The following is a 1,675-nucleotide window of genomic DNA, read 5'->3' on the forward strand; positions in this document are numbered from 1 at the left end:
ACTTTCACCCCAGCTCACGACCTGCTTGCCCAGGCGCACGGAACCTGGTTGATCGGCAATGGAGTAGTTGTGGTAGACGAAGGCGTCGAGGAGTTGAGTGCCAGCGGACTTGGCGCCTTCCTTGCGACCGTCGTCGCTGATGTCCTTGAACGGACGGCTTTCGTCTTTCAGTTCAAAGTCGTACCAGTATTTGCCACGGACGAAAACACCGGTATCGCCGTATTTCAGTTCAAGGTCATGGATGCCCTTGAAGATCTTCGAGAAGGTTTCCCCGCTCTTGAAGTTCAGGTGACCGTCATCAGAAGTCTGCGACAGCCCCTTACCGCCGTTGTTGACGCCGATGAGGTTCTTGTTCGGCTGTTCGGTAGACCAACTGGCGCCAATCGACAGGGATGAGTCGAACTGACCTTCGATTTCACCAACGTTGAAACTGACGCCGAATGCTGGCCCGGCGAGCGTAGAAGCAAGACTGACAGCCAGGGGCAGTTTCGCCCGGCGCCAGAACTGGTTTACTGATGTCATCGACGCTACTCCATGTGCATTTTATTTTTATGGCAATGAGCACTTCTAAAAACGCTGTGGATAACCGGGAGCCATGGCATCCCAAAGTCATTCCAAAGTTGCATCGCCCCGGTTCGTGCGGTTGCCCCGTTCTTAAAAATCCTTGAACGGACTATAGCCAGCAGGTAGTAGTGCTTGATCCCTCTAAAGTGTGATTTGCAGTTGCCAGCCACTCTGGAACAGTCCTTTCGCCAGTCCGACACCCGTCGGCACGGCAAGGATGGCTGAAAAATTCGAATTGACAAGCCAAGCGCTTGCTTGGTGGGGCTGGCGTGCCCTTTCGGGCACGCCGAGAGGCGCTTAAAGCGTCGAGAGGAAGGTGCTGTTGGTGGCTTGCCATTCGGTGATGTCGACACGAATGCGCTTCTTGTCGAGTTTGCCGACGCTGGTCTTGGGAATTTCAGTAACAAGGGCAATCTGGCTCGGAATCGCCCACTTGCTCAAGTGCCCCAGCTCCACGAACGGCTTGAGGTGTTCCTTGAGTTCCCGAGCCCCGATTGCATGACCCTCACGGAGCACCAGCAGGGCAAACGGCCGCTCGCCCCACTGCGGATCGGGAATCCCCACCACTGCTACTTCACGTACCGCCGCATGACGGCTGATCAGGTCTTCCAGGTCCAGGGAGGAAATCCACTCGCCACCGGTCTTGATCACGTCCTTGATCCGGTCACGAATGTCGATCACCCCCATGCTGTCCAGGGTCGCCACGTCGCCGGTGTGCAGCCAGCCGCCGGCCCAGAGCTCGGCGCCCTTCTGCGGTTCATTGAAATAGCCCTCGGTGAGCCACGGTGCACGCAGCACCAGTTCACCCTGAGTCTCGCCGTCGGCGGGCAGGAAGTTGCCCTCGGTGTCGACGATCGCCGCCTCCACCAGCGGCCCCGGCACGCCAGCCTTGATCCGGTAGGTGGTGCGTTCGTCTTCGGTGCCTGCCATCAGCTCATCGTTCAAGTGCGCGCACGACACCAGCGGCCCGGTCTCCRACATGCCGTACGCCGCGGTCAACTGAATGCCCTTGGCCTTGGCCGCCTCGTACAACGTACGGTTCAGGGCGCTACCGCCGATGACGATTTTCCAGCCGCCGAAGTCGACGTTCTGCGCGGCCTTGGCATTGAGG

2 protein-coding genes are annotated in these 1,675 nt (G+C 58.6%); both read right to left on the bottom strand.

The genetic code is table 11. The features are described 5' to 3' along the window. Window positions 1-522: DUF1302 domain-containing protein (locus ACXRVY_RS27715; RefSeq protein WP_458238802.1), on the bottom strand; the 522-nt coding region annotated here is incomplete at its 3' end. A gap of 339 nt (window positions 523-861) precedes the next feature. Beyond that, the coding region (locus ACXRVY_RS27720) for an AMP-binding enzyme (RefSeq protein ID WP_458238803.1) at window positions 862-1,675 on the bottom strand (814 nt) is incomplete at its 5' end.

This window comes from Pseudomonas sp. P5_A2_2, from assembly GCF_054177685.1.